This window comes from Paenibacillus protaetiae, assembly GCF_004135365.1.
Classification (GTDB): Bacteria; Bacillota; Bacilli; order Paenibacillales; family Paenibacillaceae; genus Paenibacillus_AP; species Paenibacillus_AP protaetiae.
In genome coordinates this window covers 2340001-2359088 of the sequence record NZ_CP035492.1, presented here as the reverse complement: position 1 = coordinate 2359088, position 19088 = coordinate 2340001, and the positions used below count along the sequence as shown (strand labels likewise).

Sequence of the window (19088 nt, the reverse complement as noted above, 5' to 3'; positions counted from 1 at the left end):
TATCACTTTGCAGGAAAGAGGTGCCGTCGTGACGGAAGTGAAAGACCGGATCAATTTGAACGAGATCAACTGCGATAAGGAACTGACGATGGCAGTCGTCGGCGGGAAGTGGAAGCTGATGCTGCTCTGGAGCTTGGGCAACGAAGGAACATTACGGTTCAGCGACCTGAAGCGGATTATTCCGCAAGTGTCCCACAAGACGCTGACAAGCCAGTTAAGGCAGCTGGAGGAGGATCAGATCGTGGAACGGACTGTTTATCCTGTTGTCCCCCTAAAGTGGAATATTCCCTTTCGGAGCATGGAAGAAGCTTAATGCCGCTGCTGTCTGAAATGTTTGAATGGGGGCGGAACTACCGCAGAAATGTGCTGCTGCACAAATAAACAGGGCTTTTTCCAAATAAAGTATTGCCAATTGCCGGCGATGTGTACAAAATAGAGAAAAGAACAAATGTAAAGAAATCTAACATGCGAGTTGAACTATTGTGCACGGGGGTGCAGCTCATGTCCGTCATCTCGAAAGCAATTGTTATACTGGATTATTTAGTCCCGCAAGGCAGTGAGAAGGAAATCAGCGTCACGGAGCTAAGCAGAGAGCTGGATATGCCCGTCCAAAGTGTTCACCGGATATTAAATTCGTTATCCGAGCATGGCTTTGTTTCGCAAAATAATAAAACGAAAAAATATAAGCTTGGATTATCTATTATGAAATACGGTTTTCTGATGTGGGACAGCTTAATGCTGCGATCCATCGCCCGGCCGTTTATGGAGGAACTGCTTCGCCAGACGAAGGAAACCATTTATTTGTCCGCCCGTGAAAATACCGAAGGCGTCTATATTGATTGTATCGAATCGCCGCAAATTTTAAGAATTTCCGAGCCGATTGGACTTCGGCTTCCGCTGTATATCGGTGCCTCCAACCGGGCGATACTCGCTCATATGCCGCGCAGCGCCAGGGATACGATTCTGGAGCAGGCCGACTGGTCCAGCATTCCTTCCCTAAAGCCGTTGTCGCGCGAGGTTATCGAAGCTGATCTGGAGCAAACGCAGAAGCTTGGTTATGCCATATCTAACGGCGAAGCTACGGACGGCACGACAGGGATTGGAGCTCCGATCTTTTCATTTGAGAATACTGTAATCGGCTCTTTGAACTGTTCCGGCCCATCCATTCGGTTTACACCGGAAAAAATTGAGAAGTACAGCTATTTCGTCAAAAAATACGCCGAACAGATTTCCAAAGAGTTGGGTTACCGGAGCCTGTACCGCGTACGGGATTAACCGCGACATCTGCCTGCATCGCCTCGCTGAAAATTGAGCCCGGACCTTGCGAATGACCTGAACCGTACAAAGCCGGCTGGCGCTTAGTTCTAAGCGCCAGCCGGCTTTTTGCTCCCCTGCGGCGCCCCGGGTTGAAGCGTTGCTTGCCGCTTGACGTTTTGGGGGAGTCCATTATTCCAGGTTGGCATGCCGGGAGTACATCATTCCAGCGTACAGGTTTTTACTTTCCATGATGGCTAACACCACTGAATCCAGCACAAGCAGCAGGCTTTGCTCGAATAGACTGCCCATCGGCTGGATGGAAACCGATGAGGCGGTTTCGGCATGCTTGGCTACTGCCGGGATTTCAACGGTGACGCTGGCGGAGCGGCTGATGGTTGAGTCCCGCTTAATGGTGATGGCAGCTACACTCGCGCCGGTGCTCTGCGCTTTCGCAGCCATTGCGGCCAGATTTTTCGTTTCTCCGGAGCCGGAGCCGATGAGCAGCAGATCATTAGACCCGATTCCGGGTGTAATCGTTTCTCCTACTACATAAGCGGGAATGCCGGCATGCATAAGCCGCATTGCAAAAGCTTTCATCATCAAGCCGGAGCGGCCGGCGCCTGCGACAAACACGGCATTCGCCTCCAGAATTAAACGGGTAAGCTGGCTGGTTTGCTGCGGCTGGACAGCTTGCAAAACCCGGCTAAGCTCGTCAACGATAGCAGATACGGCAACGGCGCTCATGGCCTTATTGCCCTTGTGCGATTAACTGGCGCATTTGTGCGGCGACTGCTTTTTTATCATCTTGGCTGGTGATCCCTCCGCCTACGATAACGAGATCGGGAGCGGCCTTGATCACCTCGGGCAACGTGCCAAGCTTGATGCCGCCGGCAATAGCCGTTTGGGCGTTCCGGACAACGCTTTTAATAACCGCAAGATCTTCGAATGAATTTTTGCCCGCGGCTTGGTGATCGTAACCGGAATGCACACAAATATAATCGACGCCCAGTGAATCGACTTCCTGTGCCCTGGCGGCGATATCCGGCACATTGATCATATCGACCATAATTTTTTTATTTAATTTGCGTGCTTGTTCCACCGCTCCGCGGATTGTGTCATTATCGGATACGGCCAGCACAGTAATTATATCCGCGCCTGCCTCGGAAGCTTTAATCACTTCATAACCGCCTGCATCCATAATTTTCAGATCGGCAAGCACCTCAAGAGAAGGGAACTCGGCTTTCAATTCTTTCACTGCGCGAAGACCTTCGTTAATGACGACCGGCGTACCGATTTCCACAATATCAATGTAATCCGCTACTTCTTTGACCACCAGCTTTGCTGCCGGAATATCGACCAGATCAAGCGCTAACTGTAATTTCATTCAACTCTCTCCTTTGTTTGGGGAATTCATATTATGGCTCTATCGTAATCCCGGATCTCACATTGCGGAAGTACGCACTTTAATGTTAGAGAGTTACCGGCAAGTTACATACAAAGGATAAAGCTGTATTTTTTTATAAAAAAGATGTAGACAACTCTATTATTGATTTGCTATTATTACGTCAATTAGATGTTTAAATTTACCAACAACACATATTGAGCGGTGCTATGCGAAGAACGCATGCCTTGGCCATTTGGCTGAAGCTGCGTTCTTTTTTTTTGCGGCTCTGCTTAGGGAAGGAGAGGCGATGAACCGAAGAAGAAATGTGCTGCTTTCGCTCCTTGCAGCCATCTTATCCGGCCTGCTTGTTTATGGCATCGGCTGGATGCAGACGAAGGAGCAGGAAAGGAAAGGCATGGTCAACGTTGTTGTGCCAAACCGTTTCATCGGGGCGGGGGAACGGCTCAAGCTGTCGGATTTAAGCTATAAGCCGGTTCCCGGCAATATGGTTACGAAGGAGATGCTGACACGCAAGGAAACGGCTGAAGGAATGGAGACGCTTATTCCGCTTGGACAAGGCGAGCCGCTGTATGACTGGAAGGTAAGCCGCTATACTTTGCAGCCCGGGCCGGCGGAGTCGACCTTTCAAATCCCTAAATCGTATATCCGTTCCATCTCTAACGGAATTCGGGCCGGCGATAAAGTTGTTCTTTATTTGTCCGGAGCTGAGCCAAGAAGACTGTTTGAGCAAACCGTTAAGGTGGCATCCGTCAAATCCTCCAGCAATGTTGAAATTGACGATAAGGAGGATCCGAACCTGCTGGCGCTTGCAGACGGGGACAAGGAGAAAATGTATGCTTCGCGGAGGGATGCAAACGGCATGATTGATTACATCAACTTGAATTTAACCGAGGAGCAGTGGCTGGAGGTGGATGCCGCTTGCAAGGATGGAACACAGCAGCTCGTCATAGCGTACAGCCCGGAGACGATGCAGGCGGACGGACTCGGGGAGGAGAATGGGCCTTGAGCGAAACGTCCCCGTTAATTATCGCCTTTGTTGGAACGACGCCGAATATCGGCACCACTTCAGCTTCCTTTGCCGCGGCTTACCGGCTGGCGGAAGCAACGGGGCAAGGCGTCGGCTATTTCTGCCTTCATTTAAAAAGCGCCAAAATCCATCGCTATATCGGTATAGACAAGCCTTCCGATTCGCTGGACCGCCTTAGACCGGAGCTGCGTTCGCAAAGTCTGGCTCCGGACAAGCTGCTTCGCTCGATGCACCGCATCGGCAGCATGCCCAAGCTGTCCGTCTTATTTGGCAACATGGAGCGGGAGCAAGCGGAGTTTTTTACGCCGGAAGAAGCGGAACATTTAATCGCCTGCGCAGCGGAAGCGTTTCCGGTTATTGTGCTTGATGTCGGCGCGTATTGGGATAACGCGGCGACGGTAGTCGGGATGCGTATGGCTGATATGAAAGTGCTGGTAACTACGACGGTATTGTCCCATTTTCAAGAAGATGCGCAGCAATGGATTGCCGCAGTTGCGCCTACGTTTGGCATTACACCGGATCATTTTGAAGCTGTGATCATTCATTCGCCTTATTGGAACGGAGGTTATCGTGTGAAAGAGATTTGCAAAGAAATTGGGACTGCGAAGCTGGGGGAATTTCAAACTTCAGCCGGAATGTTTTCGGCGCTGGACAAGGGCGATTATGAGCAGTGGCTGAGCAGCGACCCGGCGGGCAAAAAAGCGATGCTGGAGCCGGCGGCAGCGATTGTGAACCGGTACGGCCTTGCTCAAACACGAAAACGCGCCATTACGGCCCAGCCGTGGTTCCGCAAGCTGCTGGAGCATCGGGGAGGGGTAGGGTCTTGAAGCCCTCGGAGCATAAATTTTCTCCAGCCGGTTATTCGGCGCAGCTTCGGCAGCAAGATGGGACGGATGGCGCTGGATCTGTCCGGCCGGTTGCAGGCGCCGAGGCGCGGGACTTCAAGCAATTAGCCGAGGATATCCGGTCTTATTTAGCATCGCCGCAAGGGTTAAACGAGGAAGCGCGCCGGGAATATAACGAGACGCTGAACCGGGCGGTTCTTGGCTTCAGCCGGGAAAGAGACCGCATTTTAGCGATGATTGCAGATCGTCTCATCCGGCTGCGCATTCACCAGCTGGACGGATACAATTCGCCTTACGAGACGCTTGCCGAAGCGCTGTTTGCCGAGGTTATCGGCCTTAACGTACTTGAGCTTGTACTTCGCCATAAAGAAGGGCTGGAGGAAATTCAGGTTGTCGGTACGGCTATTTTTGAAGTGCGCGGCGGTACGGCTGTTCCTTCCGTTTACCGGTTTGAGCATGAACGCGAGGTGGAGCGGATTCAGCAAAATCTGGTGTTGTTTAACAATGACCGGATTAATCCGCGCAAACGCTGGGCGGAAGTAATGCTTCGAGACGGCTCCAGGGTGACGATGACCGGTTACGGCTATACGTCCAAGCCGACGTTGACCATTCGTTTTTATACGGTTAAATCATTTAGCCTGGATGAGCTGTGCCAGCCTGCCTACCGCACAATTAACAGCCGTATAGCCGGGCTGCTTCGGCAAGTGCTTGCCGCACGGCTGAATATCGTCATTATCGGCCCGACAAACTCCGGCAAAACCAATTTAATGAAAGCATTGATTGCGGAACTGCCGGAACAAGAGCGCATTATTACGATCGAAGGCAGGCATGAAATGATGCTCAGCCGCGATTTTCCTTCCAGAAACATAATCGAATATGAAGCGGATGAGGATGATCAGCTGCATAAAGCGTCTCAGGCGTTTAAGCTTGCGCTTCGCCAGTCGCCGCAGCGGATCGTTCATGCGGAGATTCGCGATGAAGATGCCAATATTTATGTGCGGGCTTGTACCCGGGGGCATTCGGGAAGTATGACGACCGTTCACGCCAACACGCTGGAGGATGTGCCGGAAGCGATAACCGATATGTGCATGCTGGACGGCAGAGGCATTAATCCGGACCGGCTCGTGAAACGCATTGCCCAATATGTAACGCAAGTGGGCATTGAAATGCGCAATATCGGGGACGGGAGGCGGGTCATCTCCCGAATCGGCAAGCTGGCTTGGGAAGGCGGAGAGACGGTTGTCCGCAATTGGGCGGTATACGATGAGACGGCGGATGACTGGCAGTACCCGGACCCGGACGTTCCGGAACTGACCGCTCGGCTGCGGCAGCGAAGCAGGATGGTGATGGAATGAGGCTGGACGTATCCATTTATGCTGCAACTGCGCTGCTGTTTTTATTGCTTGGTTATGTATGGTACCAGCTGCTGCATGGGGTTATGAATACGCACAGCAGGCAAAGCAGGCTGACCTACCGGGCAGACCGTTCTTTAAGCAAAAAGCTGGACCGCCGGCTTCAGCGGGCCGGCCGGGCTTATAATCATTTGTCGGAGCTGCTGGAGACATTGCAGATGAATGCGCAGCCGGTGCGCTTAGTGGCCTTGTCTTTAATGCTGATGATCGCAGGAATTGCGGTCGGCGGGCTGTTTTTTCAAAGCGCCAAAGGCGTTATATTAATGGGCGGCGTTTTTGCGCTGCTGCCGTATATGACGCTTCGCGCCATTTTAATACAACGCCGGCTTCAGACGCAAAATGATTTTTTGCCCTCTGTAGAGCTGTTTTATCAATGTTATTTGATTACGGGCGGCAAGCAGCTGCGTCTTGCTTTGCAGCGGACCATTGACGAAAGGCGGCTGATCGGCCCAATGCAGCCTGTATTTGAACAGCTGTACCGGAATTTATCCGTCCGGGATGACGATGAGAAAAGCTTGCGTTTATTCGCCTCCGCCATCGGCAGCGTTTGGGCTGATTATTTTGTAAATTTGCTGCGGGTTGCCTTGACCGAAGGCGTGCCGATTACCGAGGGGCTCAAGGAGCTCATTACCGACATGCGCAAAGCGCGGCGGGCTAATGAACAGGAGAGGAGCAAGCTGCTGGAAATCCGGATCGCCAATTTTACGCCGGTTTTTTTTCTCGCCTTATTTATCGGCATCAACATTCATTATGACGGTTCCAACGCTTATTACTATTACGTCGTTGACCCGCAAGGGCGGAACATGCTGCTGAATGCGGGATTGCTTATTTTTATATCGTTTCTGATGGGCTTGTGGCTGTCCCGCAAAAAGATGTAAAAGCCTCGCTGCTTCTCGGAAGGAGGTTGTGCACATTCATTTATCGGTTGGCTCATTGGTCGATGCGGCCGCTTTAACCGGCCAATTCGGATTTTGTTTTGCTGCTTTGTTTTTACTGCTCCGTCTGCTCCCTGGCAAAAGGCCAAGGTGGCTCCATATTCCGCTTAAGCGGATGAGAAGCCGTGAATTACCGGACAAATGGCTGAAGCTGGCGCATCTTAACCGGAAGCAGCACGCGTTTTTAGAGCGCCAGGCTTTGCTGTCCGGCTGCGGGGTAACCGCCGATCCGGCTTGGTACATGCTGGGCAGGAGGCTTATGCTGCTCCTGCTGCCGGCGTTATTGCTGCTGGCGCTTTGGGCAAATTCGCAAGGGCTGCTGGCCGCTGGAGCCAGCGCCTATTGCTGCGGCGCGTTTCTTCTATTAATAGCGGCTGCATCTTTCGATATGTCTTGGCTTCGCGCTGTCCGAAAGCTTCGCGCCCATCAAATCACGAAAGAAATTTATATCATCAGCAGCCAGCTGCTTTATTTGGCGGATTCCTCGCTCCATATTCATGCCAAGCTTATGCGCTGCGTTCCTTTTTCAAGGCTGCTCCGGAGCGACCTGGAGCGGCTGCTCGCGGAGTGGTATCACGACCCGGAAGAAGCACTGCGCTCCTTTAAGCGAAAAGTTGGCACGGATGAAGGAATGAGCTTTACGGAAACGATTGACGCCATACGCCAGCATGAAAGCCGCGAATATTACGAGCTGCTTCGCGAACGGATCCAGGATTATAAGGAGAAGCTGGAGCTGGAGAAGGAGAGCCGTAAGGAATCAAGCTCTTATGTGCTTTTTGTACTGGCAGGAATTCCGATTCTATATACGTTTGATGTGTTTATTTATCCTTGGGTACAGGAAGGGCAAAGGCTGTTTGACGCGCTTGGCTGAACAGCGGGCAGACGGCTGCAAGCAGCTTAATAAGCCGCCACATGCCAGCGCCTGCTGTAAGCGGCTTTAATAAGCTGAGGCTTATGCTGCCAGCACCTGCTGCGCGCAGAAAACATCCGCATGCGAGCGCGGAACATCCCGCCGGCGGAACATCCGGCTATGAAGGAGGTGAAAATATGCGCAATATTTTAATAACGGTCATGATGATTGTGGTTGTGGTCCTTTTGTTCAACAGCGTCATTGCTGCAGACTCAACCGGAACGCAGGCACGCATTAAAGAGCAGGGAAGCAACGCCAACACCCGGATCGGCGAGCTGTTGGAGGATGACGACAAATAATCCATGCGATTTATCGAAAGGGCGGAGGTGAACCTATGCGCGGCTTGCTTGTGACAGTATTGCTGCTTATTACTGTTATTGCGATTTATAACAGCGTAGCGGAAGGCGATCATGGCATGAAGCAGCAGGTGAAAGGAACCGGAGAAGCTGTCGGAAGCTATATACGCCGCATGAACCCATGAAGAGCATTCTAGTGTTTGTTTTGTTTTCGGGAATCGTTTGCTGGATGATGTTTTCGCCTGTTTACAGGCACGTTCTTATTGTCCGGCAAGCCGTGCTTCAGCAGGAGGTAGATTATTTGCTAGAGGTGGGAGCGAGCGGCGCTTATGGATATATTGATAATGGGATGCTGACGGCTTCCAAAGACAGGCTGCGCCAATTCGGCTTGAAGCCGGAAGACATTGTGTTCCGTGTATCATCAACGAGCGGCGCTGATGCATCAGACGCAGCCGATCCGCTCCCGAGAGGGACGGGACTGCGTCTGGAAGCGGAATACCCTTACGAAGATTTGCTGCGGATTGACCAGCTGATCGGGTTTGATAAACCTCAGAAAGGCGCGAAGCTTCATGCTTTCGGCATCCGAATGAGCGAGTATGTACGTTAAGATGCGAGGGTGTGCTTAATGGCTAAGCTGTTGATCCTAATTGTAATGTCCGGGCTTTGGATAACGCTGATCGCATTGCAAACTGATGAGGAACAGGCGCTTCAGCTGCTGAATCAAAGCAAATCTGCGGTTAACCGGGCTACCCATGCAGGCGCTCAGCAAATTGATCTTGAAGCGCTGGGAGACGGATATGCCCGTATTGATCCGGAAGCGGCTTATGCATATGCAAAGGCTTATTTGCAAAGCAATTTAATGCTGGACGAGACGGGGGAACCGCTTCCGGGATCTCCGTTCAAGGAAGCTGTTCAGGTGCTTTTGTTTGACGTTATTAATGAAGACAATGCGTTTCCTTATTTCTATACTAATGAAACGTACCATTATGAGACTGTGCTTAAACATCCGGGCGTTGTCATGATTGCCAAGGTGACATATCCGCGGGCGTTTCATGTACTGGACCCCATTTCATGGGAAATAAAAGGAGTAGCCGAGCTGGTTTTGGCGATTTAAGCTGTTCGCAAATGGATGATCTGAAGCCGTACTATTCCTCTCCTTCCATACATAAGAATGGTATACGGATACTCGATTTATCGGTATCCAATCTGACGAGCGCCGCTTGGAATGGACACCGCTATCATTTTTTAGTAGGATAAGATTAATAGAATAGCGGCTGACAGACAGGAGTGAATAGACATGCTGAAGCTAGGGTCTAAGATCGTCATTGTGGCAGACCAATATGAACAAAATCTTCCCGTAGGGGAATATGGCTATATAATTGCTTATGACCGCAATCAGGATAACGTATTTGATTATGTTGTGCGTATTCCGGGAGCGAATCGGAATTTTCTTGTTCCGGAGGATGATATCGAACTTGAGCATCTGCTTATTCAGCAGGAGGTCGACCGGATTGAACGTGAAGCGCTTATTGATTACGCGCTGGCAACTTATAATGAAGAACTGTTTAACCGGATTATGAACGGGGAGACGGAAGAAGAGCCGGAAGCTGAAAGCAGCAGCAAAGAAGGGCAAAGCCGGGAAGATTTTATCCGCCAAATTAACTTGAAAGCTTGGATATAAGCGATATGGCAAGGGCGCCCGCGGTAACGGGCCGCCCTTTTTATTTTATCCACAGCTGGCCTGCCAGGCACTGCTGTGGATGAGGGAGCGAAGATTAATGGTTGTTGCCTGAGCCGTTGCTTTTTTTGTCCGATGTTTTGCTTTGCGTATTTTTACGGCCATGTCCCTGCTGTTTGGACAAGATGTTCAGCCTCCTTTCATTCGTGCTCATGTATAGAATTGAAGCTGCGGCCAGCCTGTTCGTATTGTTTGCATCCCGGCAATCTGTATACGAAGGAAAACGCTGGCGGATGCGCTTGGTGTTGAGCATGAAAAAAAGGTACAATAAAGCAATGAGATCATTACCGTTCTCCACGATACCGGAGCGGAATATAAGGAGGAAGTTCTAAATGAAAATTACATATCACGGCCATTCCAGCATTCATATTCAAATCGGCGACAAGGCGCTTGTCATTGACCCGTTCCTTCGCGGCAATCCGCAGGCGGTTGCGAAACCCGAAGATATTCAAGCGGACTACGTGCTGCTTACACATGCGCACATGGACCATATTTTGGATGCCGAGCCGATTGCCAAGCAGAACAATGCCCCGATTGTAGCGGCGGTTGAGCTTGCGGGCCATTTTGAGAAAAAAGGGCTGCAGACGGTTCAGATCAATACAGGCGGTACGGTCGACCTTGGTTTTGCACAAGTGAAAATGGTACAGGCTTTTCACAGCTCCGGCATTACGCTTGAGGACGGCAGCGTCATTTATGGCGGGCAGCCCGGCGGCTACCTGGTAAAAGCGGAAGGGCTGACGATTTTGCATACCGGCGATACGGCGCTTTACGGGGATATGAAAATGATCGGCGACCGCAACGACATCGACGTTGTATTCCTGCCAATCGGCGACAAATTTACAATGGGTCCGGAAGATGCGCTGCAGGCTGCGGAGTGGTATCAAGCGAAGCTGGTCGTGCCGGTTCATTACGATACGTTTGACGTTATCCGCCAGGATGCGGAAAGCTTTGTAAACAAACTGAAAGAGCGCGGCATGCGCGGACAAGTACTGGCGATTGGCGAACAATTGTCTTTGTCATAAGCATAGCTTCTACGCTATAATAGGAAGAATGATTTTTGGCATGATGAAGGAGGTTTATGCAAATGAGCATTTCGATGCAGGACGTAGAGCATGTTGCGAAGCTCGCTCGGCTTGAACTGACGGAAGAAGAGAAAGAGACGTTCAACGGACAACTAAATGCGATTTTAAAATATGCGGAGAAGCTGAATGAGCTTCAAACCGATAATATTGAACCAACCAGCCATGTGCTGCCGGTCATCAACGTGATGCGCGAGGACGAGGTTCGTCCGTCATTGCCGATCGACAAGGTGCTTCTGAATGCGCCGGATGATGAAGATGGCCAGATTAAAGTGCCTGCGGTACTCGAATAACGGATTGGAACGAAGGAAGGGAGGGGCTTCTGTTGGCATTGTTTGATATGCGCCTTCAGGAAGTACATAACAAGCTGAACAGCAAAGAGCTGTCGGTACAAGAATTGGTGGATGCTTCATACCGCCGTATCGCGGAAACGGAGCCTTCCATTAAGGCGTTTTTGACTTTAAATGAAGACGGTGCGCGCGCACAAGCAGAAGAGCTGGACAAGCAGCTTCAGGACGGCGCGGAGCGCGGCCTGCTGTTTGGCCTGCCGGCCGGCATCAAAGACAACATTGTAACGGAAGGCTTGCTTACAACGTGTGCAAGCCAGTTTCTGAGCAACTATAACCCGATTTATAACGCGACGGCTGTCCGCAAGCTGAACGCGGCCCAGTCGGTCACGATCGGCAAGCTCAACATGGACGAGTTCGCCATGGGCGGCTCGAACGAAAACTCCAGCTTTTACCCAACCCGCAACCCGTGGAACACGGAGCATGTACCGGGCGGCTCCAGCGGCGGCTCCGCTGCATCCGTTGCAGCGGGACAAGTGTATTTCTCGCTAGGCTCGGATACCGGCGGCTCGATTCGCCAGCCGGCCGCTTATTGCGGCATTGTTGGCTTGAAACCGACCTACGGCCTTGTATCCCGTTTTGGCCTGGTTGCGTTTGCGTCCTCGCTGGACCAGATCGGACCACTCACCAAAAACGTCGAGGATTCCGCTTATGTGCTGCAAGCGATTGCCGGCTACGACAACATGGATTCCACTTCTGCGAACGTGGACATCCCGGATTACACAAGCGCATTGACCGGCGACGTCAAAGGGCTGCGCATCGGCGTGCCGAAGGAATATTTGGGGCAAGGCATCGACCCGCGCGTCAAAGAATCCGTCATGGCTGCGCTTCAAGTATACGAAAGCCTTGGCGCAACTTGGGAGGAAGTATCGCTGCCGCATACCGACTATGCGATTGCAACTTACTACTTGCTTGCTTCCTCGGAAGCATCGTCCAACCTTGCGCGCTTTGACGGCGTACGTTACGGCGTTCGCGCTGAAAATCCGGACAACCTGATTGACCTGTACCGCAAATCGCGCAGTCAAGGCTTTGGCCCGGAAGTAAAACGCCGGATCATGCTTGGCACTTATGCGCTTAGCTCGGGTTATTACGATGCTTATTACTTGAAAGCGCAAAAAGTCCGCACGCTCATCAAGCAGGACTTTGACCAGGCGTTCCAGCAATATGACGTGCTGATCGGGCCAACGGCTCCGACGCCGGCATTCCGTATCGGCGAGCAAGTGGGCGATCCGCTTACGATGTACTTGAACGATATTTGTACGATTCCGGTCAGCCTTGCAGGCGTTCCGGCGATCAGCGTCCCTTGCGGCTTTGCGGACGGCTTGCCGATCGGTCTTCAAATTATCGGCAAAGCGTTCGACGAACGGACCGTGCTGCGCGCGGCGCATGCTTTCGAGCAGCATACCGATTACCATAAGCAGCGCCCGCAGCTGTAGAAGGCCTATGGCGTAGTCCCCTACAAAGCGAAGCGAACGAAAGGAACGATAGCAATGTCTGAAGCGACCAAATACGAAACCGTAGTTGGCCTCGAAGTGCACGTGGAGCTGCATACCAAAAGCAAAATCTTTTGCGGCTGCTCGACGTCCTTCGGCGCGCCGGCTAATACGCATACATGCCCGATCTGCCTTGGGCATCCCGGCGTCCTGCCGGTATTAAACAAGCAAGCCGTAGAATTTGCCATGAAAGCGGCTATGGCTTTGAACTGTGAAATTGCGGATGTTACGAAGTTCGACCGCAAAAACTATTTTTACCCCGATTCGCCAAAAGCATATCAAATCTCGCAATACGACAAGCCGATCGGCGAGAACGGCTATATCGACATCGAAGTGAACGGCCAGACGAAGCGGATTGGCATTACGCGCCTTCACCTCGAAGAAGATGCGGGTAAGCTGACGCACGTAGACGGCGGATACGCATCGCTTGTTGACTTTAACCGTGTCGGGACGCCGCTTGTCGAGATCGTGTCCGAGCCGGACATCCGTACGCCGGAGGAAGCGAAGGCATACCTTGAGAAGCTGAAAGCGATCATGCTCTATTGCGACGTTTCCGATGTCAAAATGGAAGAAGGCAGCTTGCGCTGCGACGCCAACATCAGCCTGCGCCCTTGGGGCCAGGAGAAGTTCGGCATCCGCGCCGAGCTGAAAAACATGAACTCCTTCCGCGGCGTACAGCGCGGCTTGGAGTACGAGCAGTTCCGCCAGGCGCAAATTTTGGACGAAGGCGGAGAAGTCGTGCAGGAGACGCGCCGCTGGGACGAAGCCCAAGGCAAAACGTTCTCGATGCGCGGCAAAGAAGAAGCGCATGATTACCGCTACTTCCCGGACCCTGACCTTGTTCAGCTGCATATTGATGCAGAATGGAAAGAACGCGTGCGCGCATCAATTCCGGAGCTTCCGGACGCCCGCAAAGCGCGTTATACTTCCGAATACGGGCTGCCGTCCTACGATGCCGAAGTCATCACTTCGTCCATCAAGCTGGCGGACCTGTTCGAGGAAAGCTTGAACTACACGAAGGACGCCAAAGCCGTCTCCAACTGGATCATGGGCGACCTGCTCGGCTATCTGAACACAAACGGTCTGGAGCTGGCGGAAGTGAAGCTGACCGGCCAAGGCCTCGGCGAAATGATTGGCTTGCTTGAGAAAGGCACAATCAGCAGCAAAATTGCGAAGACGGTATTCAAAGCGATGCTGGAATCCGGCAAACGCCCGCAGCAAATCGTCGAAGAGCAAGGCCTCGTGCAAATCAGCGATGAAGGCGCAATTCTTGCCATCGTCGACAAAATCGTCGAAGCGAACCCGCAATCGGTGGAAGATTACCGTGCCGGCAAAGAAAAGGCGATTGGATTCCTCGTTGGCCAAATCATGAAAGAAACACGCGGCAAAGCCAATCCGGCTATCGTTAATAAGCTGCTCATGGATAAGCTGAACGGCTGAACGCCGTAGCGGCAGCATCCCTGCTTATCGCCTTGTCATCCATAACGCATGCAGCTATACTAAACGCTTAGTTTACTACAGCTGCGTATGAAGCCGGCCTGGACAGCCGGCGAAAGGATCTGAAGCCTCCCACCCGGGAGGCTTTTGATGTATATGGCCGGTCAGAACAGTTCTGAGCGGCTTTTTTTACAGGCCGGCTAACTGAAATTGGACAAGCCCGCGCTATTTTTTTATTTTCGTTAATGCAAATAAAGGGCGATTGCGATCATCGCCTGCATATGATGTAACAATGATCATTTGGATGAAGGGGCGGATGAGCGGTAACAATGGACGTTATGACTGCTACGCCATGGCAAATCAGTGACTGGCATATTTTATTGCGCCTCTTGCTTGCCGTCGTATTGGGCGGATTAATCGGATTTGAACGGGAGCAGTCCAATCATGCAGCCGGCCTGCGCACCAATATTTTGGTTTGCCTCGGCTCCTGTTTGCTGATGCTGCTTTCTATGTACGGATTCTCGGAGTTTGTGAACGAGACGAATGTTCGTGTAGATCCTGCCCGACTGGCGTCTGCCGTTGTGACAGGAGTCGGTTTTTTAGGTGCTGGCACCATTTTATTTACAGGGAAGTCAATTACCGGTTTGACCACAGCCGCTTCGCTGTGGGTCGTTGCGGCAATCGGTTTATCGACCGGCGCAGGTTTTTATTTCGCCTCTATTTCTGTGACGCTGATCATGCTGCTTGTGTTGTACACCTTTAATAAGCTGGAGCGCAAGTATATCGCTTCCCGTACGGAGAAGCTGCTGAAGGTTCAATTAACGGACCGGCCGTTTATTTTAAAAACAATTCATGCCATGCTAAGCGACCGGCAAATTATTGTAAAAAAGCTTATTATTGAAGATGATTCGGAGCGGGACAGCCCCGCCCAGATGATGCTGCAATTTTATATACGCAGCCCGAAGCCGGATGGGGATTGGGTTGTATTAGACGAAATCAAGCAGCTGGAAGGCGTTAGCCGCGTTAGCCTAGAGTAACAGGGCCGGAAATCGTGGACAAAACAATATAACATGAGCGGCTCCTAAAAGTCGTATAGTAGAAGTGAGGCGCTTTCATTGACAAATTCTTTTGAAAACACGTACAATAGTAAATGAGAACTAAATTAGAACAATTCTTAAATAATATTTGGAAAGGCGTGAGGGGAATGGGAGCCAACGTTAACGAAGCATTGGAGCAATTGAAAATGAGTGGCGTCCGAATGACCCCGCAACGTCACGCCATCTTAAGCTATTTGATGGACTCGATGACACATCCGACAGCAGATGAAATATATAAAGCACTGTCGCCTAATTTTCCGAGTATGAGCGTGGCAACTATTTATAATAACCTGAGGTTATTTGTAGATGCGGGACTAGTTAGAGAATTGACGTTTGGAGATGATTCCAGCCGGTTTGATGCTGATTTAACGAATCACTATCACGCGATCTGCAAAAAATGCGGGTCCATTGTTGATTTTGATTATCCGCCGCTTGTTGAAGTGGAGTATGCGGCGTCAGCCGAAACCGGTTTTGTTGTACAAGGGCATCGCATGGAAATATACGGTTTGTGCAAATCCTGCAGCGGTGTACACCAGCATTAAGGATATGGCGGTAACCTGAAGTAAACGCGCAGGAAAGCGATCAAGTCATCATCGCTAGTCTGCGCGTTTTTCATTATGGGCGTTGCGCAAGCAGAATTTGATCGAACAAGTAAACATACGGGAGAGTGAAGGATTGGAGACGATGTACACCCGGATGCCGCCACGCCGAAGGCGCAGACGAACCGGGAGGTATTTTGCTTTTTTCTTTATGGTCGGCATGCTGCTTGCTGTTTGCTGGTTTGGATATTTGAAGTTTATTCCGAATGGGCAGCTAATTTTTCCTCAATATGGTTTTCAGCATCCCATTATGGTTCAAGGGGAAACCGCTTCGGAAGGCGCGCTGCTGGAGAATGAGGAGATTCTGCTCCCGATTGATGTGCTGAATACCGTGCTGGGGCCGGACAAGCCTATCTACTATGAAGAAGCTACCGGTTCCATCGTGATGACGACAGCGAGCAAGGTGCTTCATTTGCGGACAGAGTCGCTGACTGCAACGATTAATCAGAAGCCGTACAAGCTGACGGTTGCCGCTGAGAAAAAAGACGGAATAGTTTATGTGCCGATTACTCCTGTGCAAGAGCTATATGGCGTCAAAGCCGAATATGCCGAGCATACAGGGGTTGTAACGCTGCTGCTTGCGGGGCAAAGCGTTCAGCTTGCCGAAGCGGGCAAAACCAAAGGATCGGCTATCCGGACCGGTCCGAGTATCCGCAAGCCGATGGTGGAGAAGGTTCCGCAAGGCGAAACAGTCCGGATATGGGGTGAAAAACAAGGCTGGCTTTACGTACAAGGCCCCGACGGGCATCCCGGATATATGGCCAAGCCGGACGCGGTATTGACCCGGATCGAGCAGGTTGCCGCTCCTCAGAAAGATAAACCGTTTGTTGCTTGGAAAACAGCCGGCAAACCGATTAATTTGACTTGGGAAGCCGTTTACGACGTAAAACCTGACCCGAACAAAATCGGCAAGCTGGAAGGCGTGAATGTTGTCAGCCCAACCTGGTTTGAGCTTCAGGACGGCAAAGGAACGATCAAAGGCAAAGCTGATCCGGCGTATGTGCGCTGGGCGCACAGTCAAGGGATGCAGGTGTGGGCTTTGTTCAGCAACGGCTTTGAACCGGCCAGGACCACTGCAGCGCTGGCGAATGCCGATACCCGATTTTCAATGATCCAGCAGCTCATTGCGTTCGCTCAGCTGTATGATTTACAAGGGATCAACATTGATTTTGAGAACGTCGCTACTGCGGATAAAGCCAATCTGGTTCAGTTTGTAAAAGAGCTAACCCCGCTGCTTCATGAGCAAGGCCTTGTCGTTTCTATTGATGTTACGCCGAAATCAACCAGCGAAATGTGGTCGCTGTTCCTTGACCGGAAGGCGCTCGGCAAAGCGGTGGATTATATGATGGTGATGGCCTACGATGAACATTGGGCATCCAGTCCAACTTCAGGATCAGTTGCATCGCTGAGCTGGACGGAGCAATCATTAGCGCGGATTATTCAAGAAGATGAAGTGCCGCCGGACAAACTGATTTTAAGCATGCCGCTATATACCCGGATTTGGACAGAAGTCAAAGATGCTAAAGGCGGTATTAAAGTTTCATCCAAGCCGGCAGGCATGGATAAAGTGAAAAACATTATCGCCGACAAAAAGCTTAAGCCCGTTTTTAATGAAGAAACCGGCCAAAACTATGTGGAATACACGGAAAACGGTTCGTTAAACCGGATTTGGATTGAAGATGATACTTCCATCAAGGCACGCATAGCGATCGCCCATAAATACGGAATCGCCGGAGTAGCCACTTGGCAGAGAAACTTCCAGACGCAGTCGATTTGGAATACCATTAATCAAGCCCTTCATAATCCGTAAGGATACATCATTTTGCATGCAGCATTTGTACTCCTTCTATATAGCGATCGGGGGATTTGAAATGAAGGCGGTATGCGGAGCATTGACGGACTGCCGGCGCTGCTCGGTTCACAATAAACCGATGAACAGAAAAAAAGAGGCCGTTCTTTCCGGAACGGCCTCTTTTTTATAATCTTATGTAGTTACTTGGTTGTCGTATGGGTATGCCCGTGGGTTGCCTGTGCAGGGTCAAGCGTCAATATCGTTTTGCAGAACATGCAACGGTCGGTTTGGCCAAGCATTTTGGTTGGCTTGCCGCATTCCGGGCATTCCAGCATCGTGGCGCTTGTGGACATCATTCCGGCCCAGAAGTAGACGGCTACGCTGATAAGCAGGGATATCATGCCGATAACCATAAAGATGGCGGCCATAATTTTGCCTGCCTGCCCCCAAAAAACAATGCCTGCTGTTCCTAGAATCATAACGCCCATTCCAATGAGAGTAAACACTAAACCCCACAAACGAAATTCGTTAATCTTCGCCGATTTAAAAAAGAATTTGTTCACTTCGTCCCAGTCCTTTCCATATGTATGGCAGTAATTGGTTGAGGCGGTATTTCTCCTGTACAAGCAGGAAATTCATATGCTATTGTCGAAAACATATCCCACAGATCATTATTATAGCTTAATGCTTGGACTGAAAGCTATATGGAGGCACCATGGAACAAACAAGGGATTATTTGATCAGCAGATTTAAGGCTTACCCGGTTTGTATCGGTCTTGTTTTTTGGGAGCATCCGAAGTCTCAGAGTACCACCGCTATAAACGGTTTTGATTCAATTTTGCTTGTTATAAAGGAAGACAACGATTCAGCTTTAGCTACTGAGCTAGTCATGATAAATGGGAAGCGCATTTTGATCCGATCGGTTGTCTGGGCAAGCATACAGCATCAGCTACTTACAGGAGAAAATCGCGATTTTATTCAATGGCTAGTTCAGGGGGAGATATGGTTGGACGCGGAAGGTTTTATTCATAACGCACAAAAGCAATTAACAATAAATGCAGACTGTTTGAAGGAGCGGAGGCTCCTTTCTCGGTTTTCCGGCTTTTTATCGGAATATTTGCTGGCCAAACATCATTTGGGGGAACATCACATTTTAGATGCGCACGCACATGTGGTTCATGCCTTGCATCATTGGGCGCATCTTATACTGATTGAAGAGGGATTAACAGCGGACGATGCGTTATGGGTTCAATTGCGCAGGGTGCATCCCGGCATCTACAAGTTGTATGAAGAGCTCACCGCAAGTCCGGAGTCGTTGCAGCTTAGAGTGGAACTGGTTATGCTGGCCTGCGAATTTTCGGTGATGAATAAAATGAAATCATGTTGTGCACTGCTGCTCGATATATTGGCAAGCAAAAA

The 19088-nt window shown here is 50.8% G+C and carries 22 protein-coding genes and 1 pseudogene (1 of these 23 running past the window's edge); 20 read left to right on the top strand and 3 right to left on the bottom strand.

Translation table 11 applies throughout. From position 1 onward, the window contains the following. Positions 1-88 precede the first annotated feature (88 nt). Together ET464_RS10980 and ET464_RS10975 are read left to right on the top strand one after the other, a co-directional pair. A pseudogene (locus ET464_RS10980) lies at positions 89-381 on the top strand (winged helix-turn-helix transcriptional regulator). An 84-nt stretch (positions 382-465) separates the two neighbouring features. Continuing rightward, positions 466-1275 (top strand): IclR family transcriptional regulator, encoded by an 810-nt coding sequence (locus ET464_RS10975; protein WP_244226503.1) that lies wholly within the window; start codon positions 466-468, stop codon positions 1273-1275. Between the two features lie 171 nt (positions 1276-1446). Here ET464_RS10975 and hxlB read toward each other — a convergent pair whose 3' ends face one another. Further along, complete coding sequence (hxlB, locus tag ET464_RS10970; protein ID WP_129440820.1) at positions 1447-2001, bottom strand: 6-phospho-3-hexuloisomerase; 555 nt, start codon at positions 1999-2001, stop codon at positions 1447-1449. Positions 2002-2005: 4 nt separating this feature from the next. Then, entirely contained in the window at positions 2006-2641 is a 636-nt protein-coding gene (gene hxlA, locus ET464_RS10965) for a 3-hexulose-6-phosphate synthase (protein WP_129440818.1), read from the bottom strand. Positions 2642-2948: 307 nt separating this feature from the next. On the opposite strand from hxlA, the gene ET464_RS10960 reads away from it, so the two are divergent. The 17 genes from ET464_RS10960 (at position 2949) to ET464_RS10885 (ending at position 17687) form a co-directional block, all read left to right on the top strand. After that, positions 2949-3668 carry a CpaB family protein gene (locus ET464_RS10960; protein WP_129440816.1) on the top strand — a complete coding sequence of 240 codons (720 nt, stop codon included), beginning with the start codon at positions 2949-2951 and terminating at the stop codon, positions 3666-3668. Then, on the top strand, positions 3665-4516 hold the full coding sequence (locus ET464_RS10955; RefSeq protein ID WP_129440814.1) for a CpaE/TadZ family protein: 852 nt from the start codon (positions 3665-3667) through the stop codon (positions 4514-4516). The genes ET464_RS10960 and ET464_RS10955 overlap by 4 nt, the downstream gene beginning before the upstream one ends. Continuing rightward, positions 4513-5889, top strand: a complete 1377-nt coding sequence (locus ET464_RS10950) for a CpaF/VirB11 family protein (RefSeq protein ID WP_129440812.1) — start codon at positions 4513-4515, stop codon at positions 5887-5889. Before ET464_RS10955 ends, ET464_RS10950 begins: the two co-directional genes overlap by 4 nt. Next, the gene (locus tag ET464_RS10945; RefSeq protein WP_129440810.1) at positions 5886-6824 is read left to right on the top strand and encodes a type II secretion system F family protein; all 939 of its coding nucleotides are present in this window, start codon (positions 5886-5888) and stop codon (positions 6822-6824) included. Before ET464_RS10950 ends, ET464_RS10945 begins: the two co-directional genes overlap by 4 nt. A 28-nt stretch (positions 6825-6852) precedes the next feature. Next, positions 6853-7752, top strand: a complete 900-nt coding sequence (locus ET464_RS10940; protein WP_244226502.1) for a hypothetical protein — start codon at positions 6853-6855, stop codon at positions 7750-7752. Positions 7753-7928: 176 nt separating this feature from the next. After that, positions 7929-8090 carry a hypothetical protein gene (locus ET464_RS19825; protein ID WP_165279975.1) on the top strand — a complete coding sequence of 54 codons (162 nt, stop codon included), beginning with the start codon at positions 7929-7931 and terminating at the stop codon, positions 8088-8090. 35 nt (positions 8091-8125) lie between these two features. Further along, positions 8126-8272: a hypothetical protein gene (locus ET464_RS19820; protein WP_165279974.1), complete on the top strand. Its 147-nt coding sequence runs from the start codon at positions 8126-8128 to the stop codon at positions 8270-8272. A 44-nt stretch (positions 8273-8316) separates the two neighbouring features. Continuing rightward, positions 8317-8694, top strand: coding sequence for a hypothetical protein (locus tag ET464_RS10930; protein WP_244226501.1), 378 nt, complete (start codon positions 8317-8319; stop codon positions 8692-8694). 18 nt (positions 8695-8712) lie between these two features. Then, positions 8713-9201: a hypothetical protein gene (locus tag ET464_RS10925; protein WP_129440804.1), complete on the top strand. Its 489-nt coding sequence runs from the start codon at positions 8713-8715 to the stop codon at positions 9199-9201. Between the two features lie 183 nt (positions 9202-9384). Continuing rightward, positions 9385-9768 (top strand): ATPase, encoded by a 384-nt coding sequence (locus tag ET464_RS10920; RefSeq protein ID WP_129440802.1) that lies wholly within the window; start codon positions 9385-9387, stop codon positions 9766-9768. 389 nt (positions 9769-10157) lie between these two features. After that, positions 10158-10847, top strand: a complete 690-nt coding sequence (locus ET464_RS10915; RefSeq protein WP_129440800.1) for a metal-dependent hydrolase — start codon at positions 10158-10160, stop codon at positions 10845-10847. A 62-nt stretch (positions 10848-10909) separates the two neighbouring features. Beyond that, positions 10910-11197, top strand: a complete 288-nt coding sequence (gene gatC / locus ET464_RS10910) for an Asp-tRNA(Asn)/Glu-tRNA(Gln) amidotransferase subunit GatC (protein ID WP_129440798.1) — start codon at positions 10910-10912, stop codon at positions 11195-11197. Between the two features lie 32 nt (positions 11198-11229). Then, positions 11230-12687: an Asp-tRNA(Asn)/Glu-tRNA(Gln) amidotransferase subunit GatA gene (gene gatA, locus ET464_RS10905; protein WP_129440796.1), complete on the top strand. Its 1458-nt coding sequence runs from the start codon at positions 11230-11232 to the stop codon at positions 12685-12687. 54 nt (positions 12688-12741) lie between these two features. Then, positions 12742-14184: an Asp-tRNA(Asn)/Glu-tRNA(Gln) amidotransferase subunit GatB gene (gene gatB, locus ET464_RS10900; protein WP_129440793.1), complete on the top strand. Its 1443-nt coding sequence runs from the start codon at positions 12742-12744 to the stop codon at positions 14182-14184. 326 nt (positions 14185-14510) lie between these two features. Next, a complete protein-coding gene (locus ET464_RS10895; protein WP_129440791.1) occupies positions 14511-15218 on the top strand; it encodes an MgtC/SapB family protein in 708 nt (235 codons plus the stop codon). Positions 15219-15385: 167 nt separating this feature from the next. After that, complete coding sequence (locus ET464_RS10890; RefSeq protein ID WP_129444290.1) at positions 15386-15820, top strand: Fur family transcriptional regulator; 435 nt, start codon at positions 15386-15388, stop codon at positions 15818-15820. 142 nt (positions 15821-15962) lie between these two features. Next, a complete protein-coding gene (locus tag ET464_RS10885) occupies positions 15963-17687 on the top strand; it encodes a glycosyl hydrolase family 18 protein (RefSeq protein ID WP_244226764.1) in 1725 nt (574 codons plus the stop codon). 182 nt (positions 17688-17869) lie between these two features. Here ET464_RS10885 and ET464_RS10880 read toward each other — a convergent pair whose 3' ends face one another. Beyond that, complete coding sequence (locus ET464_RS10880) at positions 17870-18232, bottom strand: YgzB family protein (RefSeq protein ID WP_129440789.1); 363 nt, start codon at positions 18230-18232, stop codon at positions 17870-17872. 152 nt (positions 18233-18384) lie between these two features. Between ET464_RS10880 and ET464_RS10875 the strand changes: the two genes are divergently transcribed. After that, a protein-coding gene (locus ET464_RS10875) for a nucleotidyltransferase-like protein (RefSeq protein WP_129440787.1) crosses the window boundary here: on the top strand, positions 18385-19088 show its 5' portion. It continues 181 nt past the right edge of the window; only the first 704 of its 885 coding nucleotides appear in the window; it begins with the start codon at positions 18385-18387; its stop codon lies off the right edge, out of view.

Bases quoted from the DNA above. Each gene is read 5' to 3' on its own strand.
- ET464_RS10960 (WP_129440816.1), top strand. From the start codon at position 2,949: ATGAACCGAAGAAGAAATGTGCTGCTTTCGCTCCTTGCAGCCATCTTA.
- ET464_RS10915 (WP_129440800.1), top strand. From the start codon at position 10,158: ATGAAAATTACATATCACGGCCATTCCAGCATTCATATTCAAATCGGC.
- gatC (WP_129440798.1), top strand. From the start codon at position 10,910: ATGAGCATTTCGATGCAGGACGTAGAGCATGTTGCGAAGCTCGCTCGG.
- ET464_RS10920 (WP_129440802.1), top strand. From the start codon at position 9,385: ATGCTGAAGCTAGGGTCTAAGATCGTCATTGTGGCAGACCAATATGAA.
- ET464_RS10895 (WP_129440791.1), top strand. From the start codon at position 14,511: ATGGACGTTATGACTGCTACGCCATGGCAAATCAGTGACTGGCATATT.
- ET464_RS10890 (WP_129444290.1), top strand. From the start codon at position 15,386: ATGGGAGCCAACGTTAACGAAGCATTGGAGCAATTGAAAATGAGTGGC.
- ET464_RS19825 (WP_165279975.1), top strand. From the start codon at position 7,929: ATGCGCAATATTTTAATAACGGTCATGATGATTGTGGTTGTGGTCCTT.
- ET464_RS10975 (WP_244226503.1), top strand. From the start codon at position 466: ATGCGAGTTGAACTATTGTGCACGGGGGTGCAGCTCATGTCCGTCATC.
- hxlA (WP_129440818.1), bottom strand. From the start codon at position 2,641: ATGAAATTACAGTTAGCGCTTGATCTGGTCGATATTCCGGCAGCAAAG.
- ET464_RS10925 (WP_129440804.1), top strand. From the start codon at position 8,713: ATGGCTAAGCTGTTGATCCTAATTGTAATGTCCGGGCTTTGGATAACG.
- gatB (WP_129440793.1), top strand. From the start codon at position 12,742: ATGTCTGAAGCGACCAAATACGAAACCGTAGTTGGCCTCGAAGTGCAC.
- ET464_RS10945 (WP_129440810.1), top strand. From the start codon at position 5,886: ATGAGGCTGGACGTATCCATTTATGCTGCAACTGCGCTGCTGTTTTTA.
- hxlB (WP_129440820.1), bottom strand. From the start codon at position 2,001: ATGAGCGCCGTTGCCGTATCTGCTATCGTTGACGAGCTTAGCCGGGTT.
- ET464_RS10930 (WP_244226501.1), top strand. From the start codon at position 8,317: ATGATGTTTTCGCCTGTTTACAGGCACGTTCTTATTGTCCGGCAAGCC.
- ET464_RS19820 (WP_165279974.1), top strand. From the start codon at position 8,126: ATGCGCGGCTTGCTTGTGACAGTATTGCTGCTTATTACTGTTATTGCG.
- ET464_RS10885 (WP_244226764.1), top strand. From the start codon at position 15,963: ATGTACACCCGGATGCCGCCACGCCGAAGGCGCAGACGAACCGGGAGG.